Genomic DNA, 21,772 nt, shown 5'->3' with positions numbered 1-21,772 from the left:
CTGCGAGACGTACCGCGCTGCCGGCGGCAAGGGTGACGAGCGGGCACTTCACTCGCGACTTCACTCGCACCAGCGGCTGCCCTCCCGATCCGCGGTGATCTCGACCTGAAGGGTCCCCTCGTCAGGCCCCCAGACCATCAGATACCCGGTCGTATCGCCGACCGATTTCGCGAAGCAGTCCCCGGCCACGGCCCGCCAGCCCTGCGCGGACGCCCTGTCCCGGTAGTGCTGGAGCGCTCTCTGCGGGGACCCCTCGTACGCGTAGGACCTCCCGGCGACCACGAACCGGTCGTCGTCGTCGCACTCCTGATACGACTCCCCGCCCCTGCTCCCGTCCGGCGGCACCTCCAGCACGGACTCCCCCGCCAGCACCTCCCCGAGCCGCTCCTCCGCTTCCCCGCACCCGTACGCGAACAGCAGGTCCCCCGCCTCAGACCTCACCACGACGTACCCGGCCGCACCCAGCAGCCCGCCCGCGGCCACCAGCACGGCCAGCGTTTTCCCCACCCTGTGCATACGCATGGCGGGGGACGTTAGCGCACATCCGCCCACGACCTGCTAGCGCTGCCGCGCCGCACGGCTCTTCCCCTTGCCCTGCTTACGCAGCTTGCGCCGACGCTCCCGCCGCTCCGCCTCCCCGGCCTCGACCACGGCCCGACGCCGACGGTGGCAGAGCAGGCCGAGGAGGCCCGCGGTGACGGCGTAGGCGAGGAAGGCGGTGCCGGTCCCCGGGAGGTACTCGCATGTGTAGGAGCGGCAGTTCCTGCCGGGCAGCCCGCTGAACAGCAACAGGACCGGCCCGAGCGCCGCGGCCCAGCAGACGGCACTCCCGACGGCCCGGGCGACCCGCAACGACCGCCCCTCGCTGGCCTTGTTCGCGGCCCCGACCCCGAAGACCAGGGCCCCGCCGATCCAGCCGAGCACGCTCACGATCCCCAACGCGCCCCCGGCCACCCACGCCCCACCGGGAAGGTCCACCAGCACCGGAATCGCCTCACGTGCGAGCCGCCGCCCGACTCCGAAGACAAGCAGGAGTACGGCCAGGAGGGCAGCCAGGAAGAGGACACCCCCGGCGATCCCGAACCCGTCCTTCACCCGAAACCGACTACCGGCCATCTCAGCCCCGCACTCCCGATCGCAACGACTCCGCCGCACCCACCTGTTCCCAGGATTTAACCTCCGCCCTCTTGGCGCCCCCACTTCTACGCGCGTAACTTGAGCCGACTCCCCACGATCCCCCACGCCCCCGCCACAAGTACCGCCGACCGAAGGCGCGTTGCCGCACCCGCCGTCCGACGTCCGATCCGAGGAGACCGCCAGCGTGTCCAGCCCCGATGGAAGACCCCAGGAAAGCAGCTCTCGTGGGGGAAGCAGCCCGCACGCGGAGAGAGGCCCCCGGGCCCGCCGCGCCGCCTACCCGCTGATAGCCGTGGGCGCGGTGGGCGCGCTCGCCCTGACCGCCCTCCCCGCCTGGACCGCCGTCGCCGCCCCGTCGGCCACCGCGGTGATCTCCGAGGTGTACGGCGGCGGAGGCAACTCGGGAGCCACCCTGACCCGGGACTTCGTCGAGCTCGCCAACGCGGGCTCCGAGGTCTTCGACCTGTCGGCCTACAGCGTGCAGTACCTGCCGGGCACCGCCTCCGCGAGCTCGCTGTGGCAGGTGACCTCCCTGAGCGGTTCGCTCGCCGCCGGTGGCCACTACCTGGTCGGCGAGGGCACCGGCAGCGGCGGTACGACGGCCCTGCCGGCCCCCGACGCCTCCGGCTCCATCGCGATGAGCGCCACCACCGGCACCATCGCCCTCGTCTCCGGCACCACCGCGCTGACCTGCAAGACCCCCGCGGACTGCACGGCCGACAGCCGGGTCCTCGACATCGTGGGCTACGGCACCGCGGTCGTCCGCGAGGGCAGCGGCCCCGCGACCGGCGCCTCCAACACCGCCTCGGTCGCCCGCGCCGACTCCCTGGCCGACACGGACGACAACGCGACCGACCTGACCGCGGGGACGCCGACGCCGGTCAACTCGGCGGGCCAGACCCCGGATTCGGGCGGCGGCGAAGGCGGCGGCGGTACGACGGACCCGGGCACCGTCCGCGTCCACGACATCCAGGGCACCACCCGCCTCTCGCCGTACGCCGGCAAGGCGGTCACCCGCGTCCCCGGCATCGTGACCGGCGTCCGCACGAGCGGCTCGAAGGGCTACTGGATCCAGGACCCGGAGGCGGACACCGACGCCCGTACCAGCGAGGGCGTCTTCGTCTACACGGGTTCGACCACCCCCACGGTGGCGATCGGCGACTCGGTCCTGGTCACCGGCCGGGTCACCGAGTACCACCCGAGCAGCACCAGCCAGTCGGTCACGGAGATCACGGGCCCGACGGCGACGGTCGTCTCGGCCGGCAACGCCCTCCCGGAGCCGGTGAAGCTGGACGAGACCACGGTCCCCGACGCGTACACCCCCGACGCCGCAGGCGGCAGCATCGAGTCGCTCCCCCTCGAACCCACCACCTACGCCCTGGACTTCTACGAGTCCCTTGAAGGCATGCGTACGACGTTCACGGACGCGCGCGTGGTCGGCGCGACGGACGCGTACGACGAGCTGTGGGTGACGGTGAAGCCCGACGAGCACCCGACGAAGCGCGGCGGCACGCTCTACTCCTCCTACGACGAGCCCAACACGGGCCGGGTGAAGGTGGCGTCGCTGGACACGACGGGTCCCGTGGCGAACGTGGGTGCCAAGCTCTCCGGCACGACGACCGGCCCGCTCGACTACTCGACGTACGGCGGCTACATCCTCCAGGCCACACAGCTCGGCACGCTGGCCGACAACGGCCTCAAGCAGGAGGTGACCCGCCGCCAGAAGGGCGACGAGCTGGCGGTGGCGACGTACAACGTGGAGAACCTGGACGCCCTGGACGACCAGGAGAAGTTCGACCGCCTGGCGACGGGCGTCGCAGTCAACCTCAACTCCCCTGACATCGTGGCCCTGGAGGAGATCCAGGACGACAACGGTGCGACGAACGACGGCACGTTGACGTCCGAGGCGACGCTGACGAAGTTCACCACCGCGATCCGCGCGGCCGGCGGCCCCCGCTACTCGTGGCGTTACATCGCCCCCGAGAACAACCAGGACGGCGGCGAGCCCGGCGGCAACATCCGCCAGGTGTTCCTCTTCAACCCCAAGCGGGTCTCCTTCACGGACCGCGCGGGCGGCGACGCCACGACGGCGACGAGCGTGGTGAAGACGAGGAAGGGCGCGCACCTGACGTACTCCCCGGGCCGTATCAACCCGACGAGCGACGCGTGGGACAGCAGCCGCAAGCCGCTGGTGGGCGAGTTCGTCTTCCACGGCGAACCGGTCTTCGTCATCGCCAACCACTTCACCTCCAAGGGCGGCGACCAGCCCCTCCACGGCCGCTACCAGCAGCCCGCCCGCAGCTCCGAAACGCAGCGCGCGGCACAGGCGGCGGAGGTGAACACCTTCGTCAAGTCCCTGCTGGCGGCCGACAAGGACGCCAAGGCGGTGGTCCTGGGCGACCTGAACGACTTCGAGTTCTCCCGGACGGTGACGACGCTGACGTCCGGGGGCGTCCTTCGTCCCCTGATCACGACCCTCCCGCCCGCGGAGCGCTACACCTACGTCTACGACGGCAACTCCCAGACCCTGGACCACACGCTGACGACCCCCGCGATCACCCACTTCGACTACGACGTGGTCCACATCAACGCGGAGTTCGCGGACCAGGCGAGCGATCATGATCCGCAGATCGTGCGCATCGATGTGAGCCGGTGCCGGGGCCACTGACCGGCCTGATGTGACCGACTGAGGGTCCGGGCCACCGCCCCGTTCCTGGATGGGCTGATGTCCGTTCGGGGGCGGGGCGGTTGGCGTGGGCCGCATCTTTGCTCGCCCTTGAGGCAGGCCATACCTCCCGATGAACCGTCCTCACTACGGTCGTTGGGTTGGCATGTGCACACAGTGAAGTACGGGGGTCGGTTCGCGTGTCGGACCTGAAGAAGGAAGCAACGTCACTGCACAAGGCGGCCACGGGGCTGCGGGCACTGGGGCATCACACGGCGAAGCCGTTGCAGGAGTTCAAGGCCGAGTCGCACGACCTGTCGGCGCTGGGCGCGCTCGGCTCCCTGCTGAGCGCGACGGAGGAGATACGCGAGGGCATGACCACCCTGGCCAAGCTCACCCGGGGCCTGGAGGAGGAGTGGGAGACCGAGGCCAAGTTCGTGGGCGACGTCTCCGACGCCTTCACGCTGCTGGACATCCTGCTGGCGGCCGCGGCCCGCGCCGAGAAGGACTGAGCCGGGCGTGGTCGACCTCAACCCCCTGCACTACGTCAACAAGTTCAACCACATGTTCGGCGACAACCTCGCCAGCGGCCTGGAGTTCCTCGGCATCACCGACCCTGCCGTCGACCCGGACGGCATACGCGAGATCGCCAAGAAGTGGCGGCATCTGGCGACCGGCCTGGACGACGCGGCAGAAGCGGCCCGCAAGGCACTCGCGGACGTGGAGTGGGAGGGCGAGGCCGCCAAGGCGTTCCAGAAACGCTCCAAGGCAGCCCGCAAGCAGGCCACCGACATGGCGGACGCGCTGCGCGACGGCGCCAAGGCGCTGGACGACTTCGCCGACACGGCACACGAGTTGCTCACCGAGATGGGCGTGCTGGTCGCGGAGATAGCCGAGTTCGAGATCGCGGGCCTGGCCCTGTCCGTCCTCACCGGCGGCGCCTCCGCGGTCGCCTCCTCCCTCATGGCCGGCTCCCGGGCGGTCAAGGTGGTCGCGCTGATCACCCGGATCGAGAAGGAGGGCACCGCGCTCGCCTCCGTGATCCGCGGGCTGATGGAGGTCATCCGGGCGGTGGAGCGGGCGTTGAAGGCGCTCAGGGAGATTCGCGGGGTTGCGGCGGCGGGGCGGATGGCCAAGGAGGGCATGAAGTTCTCCGCGTTCGACACGCTGCTCAAGGACCCAGCCGCGTTCAAGGACCCGGAGAAGCTGGCGGGCATCCTTACCGAGGGTGCTCTGATGGGCATCGGCTTCGGTGCGCTCGGCAAGGCCCTGGGCAAGGGCCTGAAGGCACTCAAGCCCGCGGACCTGGCCAAGCTCAGCAAGGGCCTGAAGCTGGACTGCGCCGCCTTTGAACGGCTGAAGCTGAACCCGGGCTTCAACAAGCTGCCTGCCTCGGTCCGCAACATGGTCAAGAAGTTCGTGGCGGATCCGATCGACGTGGCCACCGGGGACATGGCCCTGCTCCGCACCGACGTCCAACTCCCCGGCGTCCTGCCGCTGGTGCTGGAGCGCACCCATATTTCCTCGTATCGCTGGGGCGGCTGGTTCGGCCCCTCCTGGGCCTCCACTCTCGACCAGCGTGTCCAGGCCGACGATGACGGCTTCGTCTACGCGGCTGCTGATGGTGCGCGCCTGTGCTTTCCCGTTCCTGATCCGGAGACCAACGAACCGGTTCGCCCGGAGACAGCCGGCTCCCGCCTCACCCTGTCCTGGGACCGCGACACCGACGGCGCGATACGCATCACCGACCCCGAAACGGGTCTGATCCTCGTCTTCCACAGCCCGGTCGCCGCAGCCGACGACACAGCAGTGGACCTACCCCTGCAGCGCATCCAGGACCGTAACGGCAACCGCATCACCGTCGTCTACACCGAGGGCGACATCCCTGCCGCCGTGGAGCACTCCGGCGGCTACAAGATCGTTGTGGACCGCCACCCCTCCCTCTCGCGCATCACAGGTCTGCGACTCCTCGACCCGGACGCACCGCAAGGACCCGGCAGCACTCTGCTCACCTTCGGTTACGACGAGGCAGGCCACCTTACGGAGGAAACCAACTCCTCCGGCCTGCCGCTGCGCTACACGTATGACACCGACGGGCGCGTCACCTCCTGGACCGACCGCAACAACACGACATACCGGTACACCTACGACGATCAGGGCCGAGTGGTGGCCACCGACGGCACCGGTGACGCCCTGGCCGCCACCTTCGCCTACGACGATGCGGCCCGTACGACCCGCGTCACCGACTCCCTGGGCCACACCCGGGTCTACGAACACAATGAGGCCCTGCGCCTCATCCGCGAGACCGACCCGCTCGGCAACGTCACACAGCAGGAATGGGACGAGGACCTGCAACTCGTCTCCGTGACGGACCCCTTGGGGAAGGTGACGTGTCACAGGTACGACGCGCAGGGCCACGTGACGCACGTCGTCCGTCCGGATGGCCGCGAACTCCACATCGAATACAACGAGTTGGGCTTGCCCACACTGATGGTGGACGCAGCCGGCTCGCGATGGGCCCAGGAATACGACGCGTCCGGCAATACAGTGTCTGTCACCGACCCCGCAGGCAGCACTACGCGCTTCGCCTACGCCAGAGGCGGCAGCCTCAAGCGCGTCAGCGACGCCCAGGGCAACGCCACTCTGATCCACAGCGACACGGCGGGCCTCCCCGTCGAGGTGACGGATGCACTGGGTGCGACGAGGACCTGCGAGCGCGACGCGTTCGGGCGCCCCATCGCCTTGGCAGACCCTCTGGGAGCACAGACCCGACTGGAGTGGACGGTGGAGGGCAAGCCGGTCCGCCGGATCGCCCCCGACGGGTCGGAGGAGACCTGGCTCTACGACGCCGAGGGCAACTGCATCCACCACACGGATGCGAACGGCGGCGTCTCACGCTTCGAGTACACGTACTTCGACCTCATGTCGGCACGTACCGGTCCAGACGGCGTGCGTTACGAGTTCTCCTACGACACCGAACTCCACCTCCTGCAGGTCCGCAATCCACAGCACCTGACATGGGACTACTCCTACGACTCGGCGGGACGTCTGAGCTCGGAGACCGATTTCGACGGCCGAACGCTCGCATACACGCACGACGAGGTGGGCCGCCTGACATCTCGCACCAACGCGATCGGCCAGGCGGTGGCGTTCGAGCGCAACGCCCTGGGGCAAGTCGTACGCAAGGACGCGGCGGGTCAGGTGACGACGTACGCATACGACACGATGGGCCGGCTTGCCCAAGCGGCAGGTCCAGAGGGCACCACCCTGACGATGCTGCGGGATCGCCACGGCCGACTGTTGTCGGAGACGGTCGACGGGCGCGCACTGGCCTATGAGTACGACGAGTTGGGGCGCCCGACCAGCCGTACGACACCGGCCCGGGCGACGACGAGTTGGTCGTACGACACTGCTGGACGCCGCACGAGGATGGTCGCTTCTGGGCGTGCCATCGATTTCACCTACGACTCGGCAGGCCGTGAACTCGTGCGGCGAGTCGGCGAGATGCTCACGTTGGAGCACACCTTCGACGACCTCGGCCGCAGGACGGTCCAGTCGGTCACGGCACCGGATGGCCGCCAGATCCAGCGTCGCGCGTACAGCTACCGCGCCGACGGCAACCTCATCCGAATCGATGACCACCTGGCCGGGATACGCACCTTCGACCTGGACTCAGCGGGCAGAGTCACGGCGGTGCGCGCGGAGAACTGGTCGGAGACGTACGCGTACGACACGGCAGGGAACCAGGTGTCCGCGTCGTGGCCCACGTCTCATGGTCGAGAGGCGATCGGCACACGCGCATACGAAGGCACCCGTATCCGGCGCGCAGGTGACGTCCGCTACGAACACGACGCTCTCGGCCGCATCGTCCTGCGCCAGAAGAGCCGTCTGTCCCGCAAGCCGGACACCTGGCACTACGAGTGGGATGCCGAAGATCGCCTGGTCCAGGTGACCACGCCGGACAACACCCGCTGGCGCTACACCTATGACCCGCTGGGCCGTCGCACGGCCAAGCTGCGCCTTGCCGTGGACGGCGAGAGGATCGTCGAGCGCGTCGTTTTCACCTGGGACGGCTCGGTCCTGTGCGAGCAGACCACCACGTCGACGGAGCTGCCGCACCCGGTCACGCTCACCTGGGACCACCAGGGCCTGCATCCGATAGCCCAGACCGAGCGCATCACGGCAGGCACGTCCCAAGACGAGATCGACTCCCGCTTCTTCGCCATCGTGTCCGACCTAGTCGGTACCCCCGGTGAGCTGGTGGACGAGCGGGGCGAGATCGCATGGCGTGCCCGCAGCACACTGTGGGGCAGCACCGCCTGGCCCGCGAACAGCACGGCATACACGCCTCTTCGCTTCCCGGGTCAGTACTACGACCCCGAAACCGGCCTTCACTACAACTTCTTCCGCCACTACGACCCCGAAACCGCCCGTTATCTCACTGCGGACCCTCTCGGTCTCACTCCCGGCCCCAATCCAGCCGCGTATGTCCTCAATCCGCATACGTGGAGCGACCCTCTCGGTCTTTCTGGGTGCCCGGAACACCTTTTCCGAGGAACTACACGCGGGTTCGAGGGAAGCCCTGGCGTGCAGCGGTACGGCATTACACCCACGTCCTCCGACCCGGGGGTCGCAACCGTGTTTGCGACACAGGCCGAGAGATTCGGAGAAGCCGTCGTGGAGATCTATCCGCGCCGTGCTCTGCAGGGGGTCCCCGTACACGAGGGGTATATTGTGCGCGAAGCTGAATGGCCCGTTGAACTGAGCCCGGCTGAACTCTCGTCTCGCGCCTCCGTACAGGTCCCTTCGAATGTTGCGCGAGAAATCCTCTCAGAAATGGGAGTCAACGTACCGAGGAGAGTCAGAAACGAGGACATCGACCCCTTGCTTGAATATGATATCCAGAAACTTTCCCCCGAACAGATTGCGAAATTCGTCGAGGAGGCGCACAAGCGTGCCTGACAAAGCAGTATTGAGCGTTCTGGAAGTGCTTTCCGTTCCAACGCAACAAACCACGGTGTGCGTTGTGCGATGCATCGAAGGGACGGCTGTCCTGGGTATGGAATTCCTTGCCGTGCCGCAGCAAGAGAGAGAAGGTGAAGCTCTTGCGCATCTCGTCCTGGAAAAGATCGAGTGGTACGGCAGAGAAGTGGAGCAGTTGGACACGGTTCATTCAGCCAAGGTCACCCTGAGCGGGGAATCAGCAGGGAAAATCTCACCAGGAAGCACGCTGACATCTGCCCGGTTGTGAGTATCGTCCAGAACTCCGACAAAGGGCCGCTCTTCAGTCACTGTTGCTGCCGCCTGAGGGGTCCTGGAACCGTCCTGTGAGGACACCGGACGGCACTTCCGCATCTTTCGCCTTGTCCCCCACTACGAGTTGGTCGCCATAACCGGCCTCGGTCCACACCAGCTTCTTGAACTGCTCCGGAGTGAGCAGCCCCTGCCACGGGGTGCCGCCCGGGCAGAACACCGAGGTGCAGCCGTAGCAGTAGTGAGCGGGCCGCCACAGCCGCTCCGCGCGCGGGAGCCCGGCCTCGGCAGCGGCCTTCTCGCGCCGATCGTCGCGCATCGCACCCCTACCGCTGCGTGCCTGCGAAACCGTCGCCACCTCGGTGCTGCCGCACCCCGGGCACACCACCATCACTGCCCGCCTTCGCTGTCTGCGGGCCCTTCCGGCTCAGCGGGGTACGCCACGAAGGTGCCCTTGGCGGGGAGGGTGAGGACGAGGCCGCGTTCGCGGAGTTCGCGGGTGGCCCGGCGCGCAGTCAGGTGCGCCACGCCGTACTCCACAGCCAGATCACGCTCTCCAGGCAGTCGCGCACCAGGCCGGAGCTCTCCCTTGGCGATCCGCTCGGCGATGTGGTCCGCCATCTGCATGTAGACGTACGCGATCTTGTTCGGATCGATCGGCGATTGACCGGGCTCTGGCGTCATATCGAACAACGTACGACAGAGCTCAGCTGCACGTCTCCATGGAGCGCGTCTAACCGCTATACGCCACCCAGCTGCACCCTGTACCGTGCTTGTCACAGAAAGAGACCCCGGCGACGGGTGGAGCCGTCCCGGGGCATGGCCAACGCTGACTAGGAGCGCCGACATGCTGGACCTTACCGTCCGGGCCCTCGCCTGGATCCTGACCCTCTGCACCCCACGTCCGAGGGGCCGCCACCGCCTCGGCACCCTGCCGCCCCTCCGCTACATCCCCACCCCACCAGCTCCCCGCCTCCAACGCGCACGCCGCCGCGCCGCCTACCTGGCCACCCTCGGCATCGACGTAGGCCCGACCCGCATCCACGGCGTACGACTCCCGGCGGCCACCCGATGACCCGCCCGGCACTCCGCATGTGCGCCCGCTGCGAACGCACCACGGAGGAACCGGTCCTGGTCCACGAGGTCCACGCCCCGACGGGCCCCGGCTTCAACGTGTACGCGTGCCCGGACTGCGCGGTGCACTACCCGCCGCCGACGGACGTGCTCGACATCATCGACAGCAGGACCCGCCACCGCTCCCGCCTCACCCTGCGCGTCTACAGACTCGACGCCGAAGGCACGGTGACCGAGGACCGGGGCAAGCTCGAGATCCTGGCCGGCGGACGGGCAGAACCTCTGCCGCGCACGTCGGCGTATCCCCCGTGCGCGTGCCCGAGATGCAGAACCCGGCGATAGCAAAGCGAAACGAATCGATACCCCGACGGCCTCGGACGCCCTTCCCTCAACGCGTCCGAGGGCGTCGCCCGTTCGGGCACGATCAGGACACAGGTCACATCCACAAGCGCCCCCATACGACCCGAATTGCCCCCGTTCACAGGCAAGTTCGCTCTGGCGAAACCCGGAACCCCACCGATACCGTCAGACCTCTTGACTGAACTTATTTCTCACGGGGAGTTCACTGTGAAGCGCCGCTCTTTGCCCGTTGCTGCCGCGCTGGCGGCGACGGCGGCACTGCTGTTGACGGCCTGCGGTAGCGGGGACGACGAAGCCAGCGACAACGACAAGATCGCCGGCGCCGGCCAGGGAACGGAGTCACCGAAGGCCTCGGCGTCGGCCTCGGGGGCACCGGCGGAGGACAAGCCGGACGGGGTGGACGTGTCGCTGCCGAAGGACATGGATCTGACCATGCTCTTCGACTGGGACAAGCCGAAAGACAAGAACGAGGCGGAGGCGATGGAGGATTCCGCGAACTTCCTCCGCGCCATCTACCGAGGCATCGACAAACGCACGACCAAGGACGCAGCCGTCGTCACCTATGCCACCGGTGACGGGCTTCACTACGCGGAGACCCAGATCAACGCCTGGATCAAGGGCGGCTGGACGGCGACCGGCACGGAGCGCCACTACGACGTCAGCACCCGGTCCACCACGAACAGCCAGGCCGTGGAGGTGGCGTTCTGCGTGGACTCAAGCAAGTTCTATGGCAAAGAGATCAAGACCGGAAAGGTCCTGAAGACCAAGCCCAGCCTCGCGGACTTCGACTACTTCAAGATCATCATGGCCAAGGCCCCCACGGCCGACAGTCTGTGGCAAGCATCGAAGGTGTACGTCCAGACCAAGGCGGCGAAGTGCCAGTGAGCGGATCGCGACGCAGGCGGCTCGGCGCCACGGCCATGTTCGTAGCTCTCGGCGTCCTCGTCCTCACGGAACCGGTCTACGCGGCAGGACCGACGGGCAAGGACGAGGGCGCTGCTACGGAGGAGTCGGGTGGCGGCGACGGAAAGGGCATCTACGCAGCCGCCCGCGTCGAGTACTCAGGCTCCGTAGTCAAGGGCGGCGGCGCAGGCAACGTAACGTCCTCCGACGTCAACTGGACGCCCCCGCCCTGCTGGTACGCCCCCTACCTCGGCGCCAAGGACTTCAAGAAGAAGATGTCCGAGGAGATCGAGAAGGCCAAGAACACCCCTGGCATGGGCGGCACCGCGGGATCGGCGATCGGTCAGTTGCAGCAGCACTACGAGGACGACTACGGCTGGACCGACACCCCCGGCTACAAGGACTACAACGTCGACAAGGACGGCGAGGGGATGTTCTGGGCCGCGGTCGAGAACCCCGACGAGCCGGACATCCTCAAGCGAGGGTCGTGCAACGACATCCCGTTCTGGGTCGACAACGGCGAGGCCCCGCCGCCCCAGTACGAGGAGGCGATCACCCCGGAGATACTCGCCGCCCTCGCGTACCAGCACATGGAGCTCCCCGACACCGAGGTCACGCTCGCACCGGAAGCCATCACCAAGGTGAACCTGCCGACCTGGGCCTGGCTCGACAAGGCCGTCTTCGACGAGGTCCAGGCGACGGCGGCCCTCAACGTCCCCGGCTTCAACGTCCAGGCCACGACCACCGCGAAGCCGGTGTCCCTGAAGCTGGAGCCGGGTACCAAGGACGCCCAGACCTACCCGGCCTCCGGTGAGTGCACCATCAACGCCGACGGCTCCATCGGCGAGCCCTACGCCAAGGGCAAGGCCGACGAGACCCCGCCCTGCGGCCTCAAGTACCTCCGCTCCTCCGGCGACGGCACATACAAACTCCGCGCGACCATCACCTGGGAAATCGCCTGGACCGGCACGGGCGGCGCCGGCGGCGACCTCCCCAACGGCACGTTCGGCAACGAACAGGCCGTCACCGTCCAGGAGATCCAGGCGGTGAACCGCTGATCAGCGAGTAATCCGTCGGAGCCCTACAACTCACGGCCCCGATCCTGAACTTCGCGTTCGGGGCCGTGACAAAACCAGGTCTCACCCAGCTACCCCTGGGAACGCCGTCCTGTAACCGCGGTGCGACAGCAACGATGGGCGGGCCCATCCGGTCCCTCACTCCGGCTTTACACCCGAATCGTCGGCTGCACCAAAGATCTCACCCAAGCGGGGACTTCATGAGCGACTTGTACATCGATGGCGAAATGCTGAATCGTGTGCGACACGATTTGAGGCATATCGACGAACTCTTCTCCAAGCCCATCCGTGCAATGGCGGACATCGACGCCAAGGCCATGGGCGCATCACAACTGGAACAGAGAATGGAAGATTTCGGAGAAGAATGGTCGTACGGCATCAAGCAGTTGCGGAAGTTCTCCAAAGGTGCCGCAAAGACTCTCGACACCATTGAGAAGACGTTCGACCAGCTCGACTTGAACCTCGCGGAAGAGCTTTCGAAGGCGGCCAAGAAGAAGTGAGCGCACCTACTGTCGACGATTTCCCGGTCCTTGGGTTCGTTCCGTGTCCTGGAGACCACGTCGCTGTGGACAAGGTTGCCGGATCAATCCGCCACACGGCAGAGGCCCTCGGTGAAATCAAGCGCGTCCTGAAAGGGGCGGCGGACGGCGACTGGCGAGGCAAGGCCGCCATCGCGTTCCGGGAACTCCTGGACGACGAATTTCGCCCGAAGATCGAGGACGCACACGATTCCTTCGACGAGGCCAAGGGTGTCATTCAAAGCTGGTCCGACTACATGGAGGACAAGCAGAAGAAGGCTCGTAGCCTGGAGAAAGAGGCTGCTGAGGCCAAGGGCGTGGCGGACAAGGCCAACGAGAAGGCCGAGTCGGAGAGCAAGAAGAAGCCATCGAGCGGAAGCGGCGATGCACCAGATGCCGTAGAAGATGTGCGAAAGCGCGCCCGCACCCTCCATGCCGATTACGAGGAGGAGGGCAAGAACGCCGCCAAGCGGTTACAGAAGGCTATTGACATCGCCCCGAACGAGCCCGGTTTCTGGGAGAAGCTCGGCGAGTCCATCAGCAACGCTCTCGATTCCATCACCGACGCTGCGGCCTGGCTGCATGATCAGGCGATCGAACTCCTCGGGAAGCTCGCCCCGCTATTGGATCTGATCGGCGACATCGCCGGGCTGCTCAGCGCAGTCACCGGCCTCCTCGCGCTCGTCCCGGGTCTGCAGTTCCTCGGCGCCGCATCCCTCATTCTCGCCGGGGTCGCCCTGGGTGCGCACTATCTGTCTGCAGTCGGTACGACTGGTAGCTTCGGCAAAGCGTTGTTGACCAAAGACGTCATCATGGACGCTGCTGGATTCGGCCTGGGCAAGGCAGGCGCCATGCTCGGCGACGGCATTCTCGCCGCAGCCAAGGCTTCTGGAGCCCCCACTCGCATGGTGCCCCAGCTGATCGGCCCTGCAAAGGAACTTCCCATGGGGTACTTCCAGTTGGCGGCTACCACGTACTCCATGAGCCACAGCGAATCCGTCTGGCGGACCGGGCAGTACTTCGGTACATGGACAGGCAATGTCATGACAGCCGAGGGCGGCGGTGACTCCGTAGAGACTCTCGGCAAGATCTTCTCCTGGGACTTCGATCCTCTGACTCAGAAGCCAAAGGTCACCAATTGAGTACCGTCACCAGCAGCTCGGACATCGAGCCCGGCGAAGTCAAGCTCTTCGTACCATCGGACTGGTTCGACCTTCTGGCCGACGGAAGGGACAGGGCGGCCACCCGGGCACGCTGCGCCGACCTCGTACGCCTTACCTACCCGGACACTCCGCCGGAGCGCAGGGAAGAGTTCACCGACGGGCTCCTCTACTGCTACGACCGATTCCTCGCCGACGGCGTGCTGATGTACGGAGTGATCACGGCTCCCTTGCCCAGTACTGGGGCACAGGCTGTCTGGCAGGTCTACGGCGGCGTCGTCGCCGTACCCGAACGCCCCGAGGAAATGGACCTTGGGGTGCTGCTGACTCAGGTATTCGACGAGCAGTTCGCCGAGAAGGCTGCGTACATCGAGAACTTCAACACAGACATGGGTCTGGGTATCGGCTTCATCTCACAGCCCCCTGTTCTGGTCCCTCGCGACTGGGACGGTGATGCTGGCACGGACATGCGAACCGGTCTCGCCGGAGTGCTTTCCTGCCCGCCCGAGGGTGGTAAAGGACTCCTGGTCATCGGAACCTGTCTGGACCCGGATCAGGTTCGAGAGCTGGCTGGCCTCGTCGCGGTCATCGCCAGCCGCTCGGTTTTCATCCCCCCGAACACCGAGTGACGGAGCGGACGACACAGGAACGGACATGACGAACACCACCAACGATCACTCCTCGGCCCCCGCCCGCACATCCCCCTTCCGTGCTGAGCCTCTACCGGAGCCCCCCAGCGCACCGGAGAGCTGGCCCGATCGTGCCTCGCGGCTACAGGACCAGGCGAACGCACTCAACATGCTGATCCGCGAGGATCTCTCGCGAGGCCGTGCGCTCGTCTTTGTCCTGTGTGCTGCTCTGGTGACACTCATCGCCGGTCTGGTCCCCGCCATGGTGATCGACGCCGCCGACTCCGAGACGGGCGACTCCACCGACGTTGCCGTGTCGGTCGTACTGGGTGTGGTGATGCTCGCCGTCGTCGCCGTGCCGGCGTTGCTCGTCCTGCGGGCCTTTCGGAAGCGGACGGCCAAGCGTTTCCACCTGATGCAGCAGTGGGCAGCTGTCGACCGCAGCCACGACTCCGAGTTCCCCACGCGCTACGGCACCCGGGGATACCCGCATGGCCGCTTCTTCTACGCGGCTGTCGTTCTGGTACTCGCTGTCATCCTCGGGGTGGCCCTCCTCACCGACCTATCCGATCATGCTGCCCTCGGCTTGCTGCCGTGCCTGGTTGTCGCAGGGCTGTTCGCCTGGGGCCCGGTCAGGAAGTACGCGGGGCGCTACGGCTGGTCCGAAAGGGAGCGGGTGATCAGGGCACGAGCCCGCAGGCGGGAACTGCATCGCACGCAACTCGCGCAGTCCACCTCTGCCGGGTCGCCGGCGACGTACGTGGCCGGGGTTCGTATCCACCCGGCTCTGCTCTACGCGGCTCTCTTCAGCCCAGCCGGCATCGTCTCCCTTGTCTTCGTCCTGGCACGCCCGAAGAACGCCCTCGGTCTGCTCCTGGTCGGCCTGGTGGCCCTCGCGATCCTGGTGCTCGGTCTACCCAAGGTTCTCCTCATGCGCCATCGCGAGCGAGCCGAGCTCGATTCCGCCGCGAGCTCCCTCGCCTCAGCGTTCGCCGGCGGCACAGTGACGCATCCAGTGCGTTACGGGCTCGGCGAGTCGGACGGCCGGGCTGTGGTCACGTCGACCGCCTCCGCGTGGGACAACGGCCCCTCACGGACCGGGGCATTGGCCGTGGACACGGGGACGTTGCGCCTTCGTGGAACGGACGGGGCCGCCCTCGATCTGCCCGTCTCCGAAGTGCAGGGCGCTGTTTTCTTCTCCAGCGGTGTGGCATGGGTGCCCGCCTCCGTCGACGTACTGCTTCGTTCCGGAGAGGCCATCGAGTTCCGGTCACCGGAAGCCAGAGTCATTGCGGACGCCCTGGCAGGCGCTGGCGTATCTGTGGCAACGGGCTAGGGACAGCGTGTGCAGGCGGTGCGACTGGCGAGAGGTCGGTCAGACCGGCGGCTCACATGGCTAATCGTCATCGCCTGTCCGATCAACCCGCCCTACCTCGCCACTCGGCACGCCCGTATGACCCTCTACCTCCCCACCGAACGGCTTCACGGCATCGCGCTGCCCGTGTCGTTCGTGGCCTCGGAGCCGATCGAGATCCCCCGCGTCAGGCCCGACAACGGCCCGGAAGCGGTCCTGGCCGCGCTCGCCTCCGCGGAGTTGTTCGATGCCGTGATGGGCACCTTCCGCTGGAACTACGCCTGAAGGCTTCCGCCATGCCCCCGAAGAAAGAGACCACCCATGTCCGAAGGCACCCTGTGGAGCACCGACCTCGGCACCCCGCTCCCCATCGACACGGATGCCAACCCAGACCTCTGGGGCTATCTTCACCTCCAGATCGACAAGAAGACCTTCAAGGAATGGCTGGACCTGCACCTGACCGGCCTGGCCGCCGTCCACGACATCGAACTCACCCGCAAACTGCGGCGTTTCCACAAGAGCTTCTACGAGCAGACGATCGCCACGCTCCGGGACAAGCTCCAGGCCGACGAGGCGTTCGTCTACCACCCCGTTCCACTGACCTACATGCCGCTGGTGATGCACGCCACCCGCCTCCACTGCGAGGCCCATGACGCGGCCTCCTGCGAGGGAGCCACCGCGCTCACGGTGCCGCACCCTGAGATCCCCGAGTGGCAGCAGCGAACCGGCAGCGTGCCGTTCGCCTCTCCGCACCTGGGCTCGGACGGGGTCCGGGTCACCCGCTCCTACCCTGCGGACAACACCATCATGATGACCTCGGTGACGTACCACTGGCACACCCCGCCCGGCCTCCCCGACGTCCTGCTCCGCGGCCACCACGACGATCCGGAACTGATCGCCGCCGCCATGGAGGCACTGGACGACTTCGCGCGGACTCTCCGGCTTGCCGGGACGGCCCACTAAGGTCTCAGCGTCGCCGCTCCGGCGGGAGCACCGCCGTAGCGATTGACCGCCCACGAAGTCGGCAGATCGGGCTCCAACGGCAAGAAGGGCGCATGGGCTTTCGGCTGCCTGCTGTTCCTCGGCTTGTGCGGCGATCAGTTCCGGATCGTCGTGGTGGCCGCCCTTGACCGGCTCTGGGGCGACGACACATGGCAGTGGGCGACCGAGTCCTGGCCTGGCGACGCGTACGGCTTCGCGGCCTGCCTCGCCCACTCGGGTCCGTCGGTCTGCTCGGCACTGTCGCCGCGCTGGCAGCGCTCGCCTGCGCCCTGGTCATGTACAACCGCCGACAACGAACGTCCTAGGTCGTCGTCGCCTTGCGCGGCCCCGCTATCCCCGACGCGCCACCCGGCTCTTCCCCTTCCCCTTCTTACGCAGCTTCCGCAGCCGCTCCCGCTCACGAGCCTGGCGCCGCTCGGCGCGCATGCTGCCGACCCGATACACCGCGTAGCCCACAAGCGCCGCAGTGCCCAGGCAGGTGACGAGCGCGCTGCCCGTCCCCGGGATGTACTCGCAACCGTCACGGTACGAAGGGCAGTTCCTGCCGGGCAGGGAAGCGATGATGTACAACACCGCGCCGAATGCCGCCCCGACGCACACCGTGAGGCCGGCCATGCGTCCCGCACGCGCCGGCAGCGACTCGCCTCGGGGTCGCTCCAAGAACCGCCAGGCACCGAGTGAGCCGAAGACCACGAGCAGGCCGCAAGCCACGCCGAACCCCCATGATCCGCCGGGCCAGTTGAGCACCGTCGGAGCCGAGGTCCGTACGAACCATTTCCAAGCGCCCATGGTCACGGCGAACACGAATCCGAGGGCGATCAGGACCAGCGCCACTCCGGCGAACATGAACCCGTCCCGGACCCGGAACTCCGCCTCCGGCTCACTCAACTCCGGTCACTTCCAGTGCAACGTCCCCGCGACCGTGTCGAACAGCTCCACCATCTGGTCGGCGAGCTGATCGATGGGCGTGGAGAAGTTCAGCAGCAGCCAGCGTGTGGTGGTCGGGATCGGCACGTAGTACGTGAGGGTGGTGGTCGGCAGGGTGTTGCCCAACTGCCGTGCGGGGTCGGCTACTTCGCGGCGGCGTTGGCGTACCGCCTTGCCGGCGACGGCCAGTTCCACCACGCCGATCTCGCCGTTGTCGGCGCGGCTCCGGTCGGCCAGGTGCTCGGCCAGTGCCTCGGCGTCCGAGGTCTCCGGCCACTCGTCGGGACCAGGAACGCTGATGAGCAGTGAGGACGCCAGGGGAACGGGGCCGACGGCCATCGTGGAGAGGTAGAGCTCCGTGCCGCCGACCTGGTAGGCGTCCTTCGCCTTGCGCTGGAGGTCCTGCATGAACTGCTTCTTCAGCAGCGGGGCGTTGTCCTGGCCGCGGAAGGTCAGCTCGGCGAGGGCGATGATGCCCCGGTCGCGCTCCTCCGGGTCGAGGGAGAGCTGGAACCAGCCGTCCGGGACGACGACGTTGTAGTCCGTGGGTGCCGAGGAGAACTGGTCGGCCGTCCTCATGCCGTACCCCCCTCGGCGGGACGCGTCGGCAGCGGGGTGATCCGCATCGTCCGGACCGCCTCGTCGGCCAGCTCGGCGATCTGCTCGGTGACGGCGATCTTCTCCCAGGTCACCGTGACGACGATGAGGCTCTGCATGTCGGGCGGGAAGACGGCGTACTTGATGAACTCGGTCAGCTTCCGGCCGAAGCCGAGCATGCGCTTGGCCTGGAGCATGGCCTGGATGCGTACGGCGGGTCCGGCGGCCAGTTCCAGGTGGGTGATCTCGGGGGTGCCTGTGACCTGTGCGTTTCCCCACTCCAGAAGCAGCGGGATGACCTCGTCCGCGCCGGGACGCGGCACGCCCTCGTCGCCGTAGGAGTCGACCATGAGGTTGGCCAGGGCCTCCCCCGCCTCGGAGTAGTACGCCGCAGCGAGGGTGGGCACGTCATCGTTGAGGTCGACGGCCCGCTCGACCATGTCGTCGAAGACAGCGCTCTTCTCGATCTCCAGGCCGAGCGGATTGAGCCGGTTCACGACCTCCGTGGCCAGCGCCTTGGCCTCGGCCTTGGTGCCTTCGCGCAGCGTCAGATCGATCCAGCCGGGCTGGAACTCAAAGGTGCACTCGAAAGTCTCGTCCAGCGGGGCCGGATCGTCCGGTGCGGTCATGCTCGGTCCTTTCGTGCGGGTACGGACGCTCCATCGAGCACAGGCTCAGCCACCAAGACCGACCATCTTCTGGAGGTTTCCGTCCAGGCTCAGCCCGCCCAGGGTAATACCGGCCCCGACGATGGACAGACGGCTGGCCGACTTGGAGATCTGGTTGACGGCGTTGGCATCGAATTGACCGCCCAGGGCCGCGGTCCCCATTTTGACCGACTTCAGGTCGGACGCGACGCCGGGGTCGGCCATGGAGAATGACTTGGGCATTCCCTTGAGGGCGCTTCCCCCACCGCGCAGGCCCAATTCGTTCTTCGCCGCGGCCCAATTTCCGCCGCCGGGCTTCAGCGTCTTCAGGTTCTTCGCCCACGCGGCCTTCGAGAAGGGCTCCGTGAAGGGCTCCTTGAGCGACTTCAGGATGTCGCCCTTCTGGAACTTCACGTCCTTGTAGGCGGCCCGCCGCAGATTCTTGTTGGCCCGGCTCACCTGCTTGGCTGTCCGCGCCGCTCCGGCCTTTCCGACCCGCCCCAGGGTGTTCTTCGCGAACTTGCCCGCGATCTTGGAGAAGCCCTTTCCGACACCCATCATCAGGAATCCGAGGGCCGCCATTCCGACATCCATCCAGTCGGCGTTGCCCTGGGCGACCTGGACCAGTGTGGCGATGAAGTTGATGAGTGTCGCGATCAGGGCGATGGCACCCAGCACACCGGCCAGGGCCTGCCCGATCACCGGAATCCAGCCGACGATCAGCGAGAGGATTCCACATACCGTGGCCACCCAGGAGGTGATCTCCGCGATGCTGTCGGTCAGGGTCTCCCAGAACCCGTCCTTCAGGGAGTCGTGGTTGATGACCGCGTCCAGGGACTCACGTGCGCGCTTGGCGGCGGCGTCACGGATCCTCTTGGCCTCGTTGATCTTCTCCCGTGCGGCCTCGATCTCGTCACCGGCCGCGTCCCGCTTCGCCTCCAGGTCCTTGCGGTCCTTGTCGACGTCCTCTTTCTTGCGGTCCTTGCCGGACAGACCGTCGATGCTCTTCTGCGACGTGCTCTTGCGTTCGTCGGCGTCCTTCGCGTCCTTGAGGGCCGCGTCGGCGATCTCCTGGGCGCGGTTGAGGTCGGAGGCGTAGTTCTTGGCGCTGGCGGTCAGCTTGTCCTGGTATCCACCGCCCACTTCGTCGACCCGGCTACCGATCGCCGTGGCGGCGGTGTCGTACCTCTTGAAAACCGCCTCGAGCTTCTTGACGTTGCCCGAGGCCTTTTCGCGGAACTCCTTGCCGGCCTTGCTGTCCCAGGCGTCGACCTCGGCGACGGCCTTCAGATTGCGGATCTGCCGTTCGACCTCGTCCGCCGTCTTGCGCAGCGTCTTGCCCAGGGAGGCCATGCGGTCGGCGTCTCCGGGTATGGGGTCACTGTCCGCGACCGGGTGCCAGTCGCGTGGGCGTCCAGCCATCGGTCAGTTCCCCTTCTTCGGATCCTGGGCATCACGAAGTGCCTGGGCCAACTGATGGTCGATGTCCTCGTACGCCTGCCCCGCGGCCTTGGCTATCTGGGCCAGCACGTCGATCTCCTCCGTCAGCCTCTTCCGGCTGAGCTTCCAGTTGTCGGCGAAGTCCCCGAACTTGTCGGCGAGATCGCCGTTCCCGAAGTCGTCCTCGTACTTGCCGCCCAGATCCTCCAGGCCGTCGAACGCCTTCTTGATATTGCCGAGCCCTTTGCCCATTTCCTTGATCACTTCAAGGTCGAGCCGCTGATCGCTCTCGCCCGCCACGGCGCCCCCATCATGTCGATCCGCCGGCCCGAGCCGGCACCCCGTTGAAAAAAGCCCGGCGACAGACAGCCCGGTGCGACAGGACATTCATGTCCCGTCGCACCGGGGTGTGTCGCCCGTGGCAGGCTCAGCCCTTGGCGCTCTTCGCCAGCTGGTCGTCCAGGTCCTCGTACGCCTTCTTCGCGTTGGTGAGGAACTTGGACAGACCCTCCAGACCCTTGACGGTCTTCGCCGCGCCCTTGGTGAAGTCCTTGATGGACTCGTCGTAGGCGCCGGAGGCCTTCGTGGTGGTGAAGCCGTTGGCGACGAGCTCCTCGACACCCTTTTCGATGGACTTCAACATGTCTTCCATGTCGCCCATCGCCTTGATGAGGTCGTTGGCCTTCTTCTCCATCTCGGAATAAGTAAGGTCTGTGTCCTTGGCCATGACGGCTCTCCCTCCCGTTGCGGTCGCCGCAGGGCCATCCCCGTGGCTTGACTGATGCGATCGGGCCGGACATCACCGGCCGTCCGCATGAGCAAAGATCTTACGGGTGGGGCTGTTGGGATGACAGGGACGTCCGGCAACGGAAGCGTGAACCACTGCACATCCCGGGAGCGTCCCAGTCCTGTGAAGCCCGTGTGCATCCCGTTGCGCAGGGGAAAGGTGCGCCGGTTAAGGTCACTCCCACTGTGTTCACTCACCTTGTGTTCAGCGTTGCGGGGGCGGCCTCAGCCCAGCGAGGAGGAC

24 protein-coding genes are annotated in these 21,772 nt (G+C 66.9%); 14 read left to right on the top strand and 10 right to left on the bottom strand.

Annotation, left to right across the window (positions count from 1 at the left end):
- Positions 1-60 precede the first annotated feature (60 nt).
- Together ACWD3I_RS37415 and ACWD3I_RS37410 are read right to left on the bottom strand one after the other, a co-directional pair.
- Positions 61-522, bottom strand: coding sequence for a hypothetical protein (locus ACWD3I_RS37415; protein WP_365394010.1), 462 nt, complete (start codon positions 520-522; stop codon positions 61-63).
- A gap of 36 nt (positions 523-558) precedes the next feature.
- Complete coding sequence (locus ACWD3I_RS37410; protein WP_365394009.1) at positions 559-1,116, bottom strand: hypothetical protein; 558 nt, start codon at positions 1,114-1,116, stop codon at positions 559-561.
- 304 nt (positions 1,117-1,420) lie between these two features.
- Between ACWD3I_RS37410 and ACWD3I_RS37405 the strand changes: the two genes are divergently transcribed.
- The 4 genes from ACWD3I_RS37405 (at position 1,421) to ACWD3I_RS37390 (ending at position 9,053) form a co-directional block, all read left to right on the top strand.
- Positions 1,421-3,805 (top strand): lamin tail domain-containing protein, encoded by a 2,385-nt coding sequence (locus tag ACWD3I_RS37405; protein ID WP_451084287.1) that lies wholly within the window; start codon positions 1,421-1,423, stop codon positions 3,803-3,805.
- A gap of 197 nt (positions 3,806-4,002) precedes the next feature.
- Positions 4,003-4,314, top strand: coding sequence for a hypothetical protein (locus tag ACWD3I_RS37400; protein WP_365394008.1), 312 nt, complete (start codon positions 4,003-4,005; stop codon positions 4,312-4,314).
- Between the two features lie 7 nt (positions 4,315-4,321).
- Positions 4,322-8,764 carry a DUF6531 domain-containing protein gene (locus ACWD3I_RS37395; protein ID WP_365394007.1) on the top strand — a complete coding sequence of 1,481 codons (4,443 nt, stop codon included), beginning with the start codon at positions 4,322-4,324 and terminating at the stop codon, positions 8,762-8,764.
- Positions 8,757-9,053, top strand: a complete 297-nt coding sequence (locus ACWD3I_RS37390) for a hypothetical protein (protein ID WP_365394006.1) — start codon at positions 8,757-8,759, stop codon at positions 9,051-9,053. The genes ACWD3I_RS37395 and ACWD3I_RS37390 overlap by 8 nt, the downstream gene beginning before the upstream one ends.
- Before the next feature lie 33 nt (positions 9,054-9,086).
- On the opposite strand, the gene ACWD3I_RS37385 is transcribed toward ACWD3I_RS37390, so the two are convergent.
- Together ACWD3I_RS37385 and ACWD3I_RS37380 are read right to left on the bottom strand one after the other, a co-directional pair.
- The gene (locus ACWD3I_RS37385; protein ID WP_365394005.1) at positions 9,087-9,374 is read right to left on the bottom strand and encodes a hypothetical protein; all 288 of its coding nucleotides are present in this window, start codon (positions 9,372-9,374) and stop codon (positions 9,087-9,089) included.
- Positions 9,375-9,445: 71 nt separating this feature from the next.
- Positions 9,446-9,739 (bottom strand): GntR family transcriptional regulator, encoded by a 294-nt coding sequence (locus ACWD3I_RS37380; RefSeq protein WP_365394004.1) that lies wholly within the window; start codon positions 9,737-9,739, stop codon positions 9,446-9,448.
- Between the two features lie 163 nt (positions 9,740-9,902).
- Between ACWD3I_RS37380 and ACWD3I_RS37375 the strand changes: the two genes are divergently transcribed.
- From ACWD3I_RS37375 to ACWD3I_RS37330, 10 genes are all read left to right on the top strand, one after another.
- Positions 9,903-10,130 carry a hypothetical protein gene (locus ACWD3I_RS37375; RefSeq protein ID WP_362403340.1) on the top strand — a complete coding sequence of 76 codons (228 nt, stop codon included), beginning with the start codon at positions 9,903-9,905 and terminating at the stop codon, positions 10,128-10,130.
- Positions 10,127-10,471, top strand: coding sequence for a hypothetical protein (locus ACWD3I_RS37370; RefSeq protein ID WP_365394003.1), 345 nt, complete (start codon positions 10,127-10,129; stop codon positions 10,469-10,471). Before ACWD3I_RS37375 ends, ACWD3I_RS37370 begins: the two co-directional genes overlap by 4 nt.
- Positions 10,472-10,696: 225 nt before the next feature.
- Positions 10,697-11,374: a hypothetical protein gene (locus tag ACWD3I_RS37365; protein WP_365394002.1), complete on the top strand. Its 678-nt coding sequence runs from the start codon at positions 10,697-10,699 to the stop codon at positions 11,372-11,374.
- A 35-nt stretch (positions 11,375-11,409) separates the two neighbouring features.
- Positions 11,410-12,450 carry a hypothetical protein gene (locus tag ACWD3I_RS37360; protein ID WP_365394079.1) on the top strand — a complete coding sequence of 347 codons (1,041 nt, stop codon included), beginning with the start codon at positions 11,410-11,412 and terminating at the stop codon, positions 12,448-12,450.
- A 218-nt stretch (positions 12,451-12,668) separates the two neighbouring features.
- Entirely contained in the window at positions 12,669-12,968 is a 300-nt protein-coding gene (locus tag ACWD3I_RS37355) for a hypothetical protein (protein ID WP_365394001.1), read from the top strand.
- Positions 12,965-14,128 carry a putative T7SS-secreted protein gene (locus tag ACWD3I_RS37350; protein WP_365394000.1) on the top strand — a complete coding sequence of 388 codons (1,164 nt, stop codon included), beginning with the start codon at positions 12,965-12,967 and terminating at the stop codon, positions 14,126-14,128. Before ACWD3I_RS37355 ends, ACWD3I_RS37350 begins: the two co-directional genes overlap by 4 nt.
- Positions 14,125-14,775, top strand: a complete 651-nt coding sequence (locus ACWD3I_RS37345; protein ID WP_365393999.1) for a hypothetical protein — start codon at positions 14,125-14,127, stop codon at positions 14,773-14,775. Before ACWD3I_RS37350 ends, ACWD3I_RS37345 begins: the two co-directional genes overlap by 4 nt.
- 232 nt (positions 14,776-15,007) lie before the next feature.
- Positions 15,008-16,111 (top strand): hypothetical protein, encoded by a 1,104-nt coding sequence (locus ACWD3I_RS37340; protein WP_365393998.1) that lies wholly within the window; start codon positions 15,008-15,010, stop codon positions 16,109-16,111.
- 117 nt (positions 16,112-16,228) lie between these two features.
- Complete coding sequence (locus tag ACWD3I_RS37335) at positions 16,229-16,414, top strand: hypothetical protein (protein ID WP_365393997.1); 186 nt, start codon at positions 16,229-16,231, stop codon at positions 16,412-16,414.
- Between the two features lie 36 nt (positions 16,415-16,450).
- Positions 16,451-17,092: a hypothetical protein gene (locus ACWD3I_RS37330; protein WP_365393996.1), complete on the top strand. Its 642-nt coding sequence runs from the start codon at positions 16,451-16,453 to the stop codon at positions 17,090-17,092.
- A 369-nt stretch (positions 17,093-17,461) separates the two neighbouring features.
- On the opposite strand, the gene ACWD3I_RS37325 is transcribed toward ACWD3I_RS37330, so the two are convergent.
- The 6 genes from ACWD3I_RS37325 to ACWD3I_RS37300 form a co-directional block, all read right to left on the bottom strand.
- Positions 17,462-18,019: a hypothetical protein gene (locus ACWD3I_RS37325; RefSeq protein ID WP_365393995.1), complete on the bottom strand. Its 558-nt coding sequence runs from the start codon at positions 18,017-18,019 to the stop codon at positions 17,462-17,464.
- Between the two features lie 6 nt (positions 18,020-18,025).
- On the bottom strand, positions 18,026-18,637 hold the full coding sequence (locus ACWD3I_RS37320) for a hypothetical protein (RefSeq protein WP_365393994.1): 612 nt from the start codon (positions 18,635-18,637) through the stop codon (positions 18,026-18,028).
- Positions 18,634-19,284 carry a hypothetical protein gene (locus ACWD3I_RS37315; RefSeq protein WP_365393993.1) on the bottom strand — a complete coding sequence of 217 codons (651 nt, stop codon included), beginning with the start codon at positions 19,282-19,284 and terminating at the stop codon, positions 18,634-18,636. The genes ACWD3I_RS37320 and ACWD3I_RS37315 overlap by 4 nt, the downstream gene beginning before the upstream one ends.
- Before the next feature lie 45 nt (positions 19,285-19,329).
- Complete coding sequence (locus tag ACWD3I_RS37310; RefSeq protein ID WP_365393992.1) at positions 19,330-20,724, bottom strand: hypothetical protein; 1,395 nt, start codon at positions 20,722-20,724, stop codon at positions 19,330-19,332.
- Between the two features lie 3 nt (positions 20,725-20,727).
- Positions 20,728-21,042 carry a hypothetical protein gene (locus ACWD3I_RS37305; protein WP_046261397.1) on the bottom strand — a complete coding sequence of 105 codons (315 nt, stop codon included), beginning with the start codon at positions 21,040-21,042 and terminating at the stop codon, positions 20,728-20,730.
- A gap of 127 nt (positions 21,043-21,169) precedes the next feature.
- The gene (locus ACWD3I_RS37300; RefSeq protein ID WP_095046767.1) at positions 21,170-21,469 is read right to left on the bottom strand and encodes a WXG100 family type VII secretion target; all 300 of its coding nucleotides are present in this window, start codon (positions 21,467-21,469) and stop codon (positions 21,170-21,172) included.
- Positions 21,470-21,772: the final 303 nt, after the last annotated feature.

This window comes from Streptomyces sp. NPDC002817, assembly GCF_053592055.1.
This window is presented reverse-complemented; position numbering and strand designations above follow the sequence as displayed.